Origin of the sequence: Tychonema sp. LEGE 07196, assembly GCF_963890365.1 — a bacterium.
In the GTDB taxonomy this organism is placed as follows: domain Bacteria; phylum Cyanobacteriota; class Cyanobacteriia; order Cyanobacteriales; family Microcoleaceae; genus Microcoleus.
Map to the genome: position 1 here is coordinate 1 of NZ_CAWPRX010000225.1, position 3388 is coordinate 3388.

Consider the following 3388-nt stretch of genomic DNA (forward strand, 5'->3'; position numbering starts at 1 on the left):
AAATGTTGGTATCATTATTTTTTGGATAGGCAAGCGTGTAACAATTATGCTGCCTATCTTTTTTTAGCACACATTGGCTCAATCCTCACCACCTCTGGGTTTCAGGCTGGTTGTTACCCCCCCAGCTATAGGTGCGAACCGGCGTTGCTGCTAAATCTGCGATCGATATCACATCTTGTACCATTTTCAATAAGCTTTTTATGGGCGGGCAGGATGCCCACCCCACAAGAAAATGCACTTGTTGTGGAACAGGCGGGAGAGCCTGTTAAGCGAGAATGGTGCAAGATGTCAGATCGATCGGACTCTATAAACTCAGGAATTAATCAGCGGTATCAACGGGGAAAATCAATTATTTATACGCAATTCCCGATGCTGTCGAATTGTCTGTCATTCTTCATTTTTCCCCCCATCCTCCTTGTCTGTTAAACTATCAATCTTTTGATCTTCGATCTTCTTTTGGGCCGCCCGGCGTTGCCGCATCTGTTTTGCCTTGGCTTGCAAATCGCCGAACCCCTCATCGGGTTTGGTTTCGCCTGAACTAGCACCGTTTTCGGTATGGTTCACACCCGTTTTTGAGCCGCTTTCCGATGCAGTCGCCTGGGCGCGCTGCTTCTGCTGTTTGGCTTTTCTGTGCAACTGAGCTAAATATTCGTCTGCCTCGCTTTCGGCATTGGGAAGCTCTGCAGCACTTGCTGTTATTTCTGGCAGTTGAGAAGGTGCTGGTTGAGCGGTTTCTTTTTTGCTAACTCTCAATTTATCTTTCTTTTGCTGCAATTCTTTAAAGAAGTCAGATTCTGTGATTTCTGCCACTTGCTGTTCTTTTTTGGCTTGGTCAATTTCGATCTTGAATACTTGTTTGACTCGATCGCTAATTACTTTCCCGTATCCGGCTTTATTAAATCTGTCTGCCGATACAATGCTGCCGCCACTTAGAATTAATCCTAAAGCTGGTGCTGCCACCGGCACCCACCCTCCCAACAGAAAAATCCCAAAGCCACAACCGCCACACCCCAAAAGCAGTGCTCCAAATGTCCCCACCAACTGCGCTGGGTGAGCCATCCGCGATGCTACGGTTGCTCCCACAATTGACCATCCCGAAATCCACAGAATTTCTGCCCATTCCGGCCAAAACCAAAACATCGGTTTGTTGTCTAAAACAGCACTCAAAAGTTGGCTGACTACTTGTCCGTGTGCCACAATACCGGGCATGAATTGCTTGTTTTGCCGCTGCCCGCTGTAAGGAGTATAAAAGAAATCTTTAACGGTTTCTGTGGTGTAGCCGATCAATACTATTTTATCTTTAACTAAATTAGGGTCAACTTTCCCTTCTAAAACATCCGTAATTCTGACTTGGTTGGCGAGTTGCCGCCGGGAACGATAGTTAATTAATATTTGATATCCCCTGACATCAGCATTGCTGTATCCTCCATCATTGCTTTCTAGTTTTTTGAATTGAGTTTTTCCCAGCCATAAAGATTGATCTGGTGCCAGTTGAGGATAAATTTTTTGTCTTTGCAAGTAGTTGAGTGCTAGCTGGAGGTTGAAGGAAGCTAAAACTTGAGAATTGTCATTGCAAAGATGTTTTTCTACCGTGGAATTTCCCTCAATTTTCGGCGGTTTCATAAATAATAATGCCCTCCGCAGTATGCCGCCCGGATCGACTCCAAAATCTGCAAATCCTACCCGGTTTTCTGATATTCCCGGCGGTGGCGGAGAACCGGGACTGTCTGGATTCCCGTCGGTGACTAAGCATACTCCGATTATTTTGTCGCTTTTTTGTAAAACTTTACTTAGTTCGTCGCGCCCGTCTCCTAAAGGTACGTCTCGCAGTACATCTAAACCGATGACTGCCGGCTGCATTTTTTCGAGTTTTTGTAAGATTTCAGCTATTTTGCGATCGGATATCGGCCACTGTTTCATTTTCTGAATATCTGCTTCGGTAATTCCCACAACTAGCAAGCGCGAATCCGGCTTTTCGTCGGGACGCATCCTCAGCATTTGGTCGTAAGCGCTTAATTCTAATGGTTCGAGTATTCCTAGCTGTCTGGCCCCCATCAAGGATATTGTGACTGCCGCGCTGGCAATTAATACAGATTTAGCAAATAAGAGTGATGGTTTATACAGTTGACTCAATTGAGTCGCTGTCGATCGAATTTTATGAGATATTTTATTCATTTATTTCAGTATCAAAGTTTGAATCGTTTCACCGAACAGCAGTTGTTTCGCTTGCAGCCGCCGGCAGCGGATACTTCCTCCATCTTAGAAAATCCGAAAACTCCGACCGTTTTGTAACAAAATTTTACATTTTGCATCGACAGAATGTGTATGCAATGATACTCGCGACCTCGACAGCCGGATTTTGGGGACGGATAATCGACTTGCCGATCGAATTAATTAATGTTATGGATAATATGTCAAGGTTAAAATTGTGTATCTGCGCCCTGGAGCAACCACTCCAAAATATTTGTCGCCATCAGCGAAAGCCTGTGTTTGCAATATTATAATGAAAGGTACAAAAAATGAAACGTTTTCAACATCTAGCTACACTGGCGATCGGCTTCGCTGCGATCGCGCTTACCGTCCCCAGTTCCCTCGCAGGAATGCGGACACAATCCCGCCCCATAGTCCTGAGTCAGAATGTGAATTTCAAGCCCCCCGATGTCACAGCCCCCGGCAGCCGGCAAGGAGGGACGCATCGCGGCAGCAAGCTTTGTCCTGCGGGTTTATCTATTACTCCCCTAGTACCTCCAACTAATATCGGTTTAACTCTCACAGAGTCTCCCACAATTTTTGTCTACGTTCCTAAAACTTCAGCACAAATAGAGTTTACTTTGCTGACCGACAACGAAGAGAAAGTAGTCTACGAAAAAACATTTAAAACTGACAAATCCGGGATTGTGGGAGTTAGCGTTCCTGCTAACAGCGATAACAAGAAATCCCTGGAAGTTGGCAAGCGATACGTATGGTCGTTTTCAATGGTATGCGACCCCGAAGATCGATCGGCAGATTTAATTGTTAAAGGATTCGTACAGCGCATAGAACCCCAGGCCACTCTTAAAAGCGATTTGGCAAATTCCGACCAAATGACTAAGCTCAACGTTTACGCTAAAAATGGGATTTGGTACGAAACTCTCGCTACCCTAGCCCAAATGCGCCGTCAGACACCAGGGGATACGAAGCTGACAGCCAAGTGGACGCAATTATTGCAATCCCAAGGACTTGAATCAGTGGCAACTCAACCGCTAGTTGGGCCTCTTTAAAACTTGCCATTTCTTAAAGTTTTGTCCGTCTGCTGGTGGCGACGTGAAAAATGACTTTCTTTACCCGATCGCGCCCCAAGTCAAAAATACCGGGCGCGAGGGGGAGATTGGGAGAGGGGGAGATTGGG

The 3388-nt window shown here is 45.7% G+C and carries 2 protein-coding genes; one reads left to right on the forward strand and one right to left on the reverse strand.

Annotated features, from left to right (window positions below; all coding sequences use genetic code 11):
- Positions 1-387 precede the first annotated feature (387 nt).
- Positions 388-2175: a CHASE2 domain-containing protein gene (locus tag AACV78_RS28415; RefSeq protein WP_194013094.1), complete on the reverse strand. Its 1788-nt coding sequence runs from the start codon at positions 2173-2175 to the stop codon at positions 388-390.
- Between the two features lie 344 nt (positions 2176-2519).
- Between AACV78_RS28415 and AACV78_RS28420 the strand changes: the two genes are divergently transcribed.
- A complete protein-coding gene (locus AACV78_RS28420; protein WP_194013095.1) occupies positions 2520-3260 on the forward strand; it encodes a DUF928 domain-containing protein in 741 nt (246 codons plus the stop codon).
- The last annotated feature ends 128 nt before the right edge of the window (positions 3261-3388 follow it).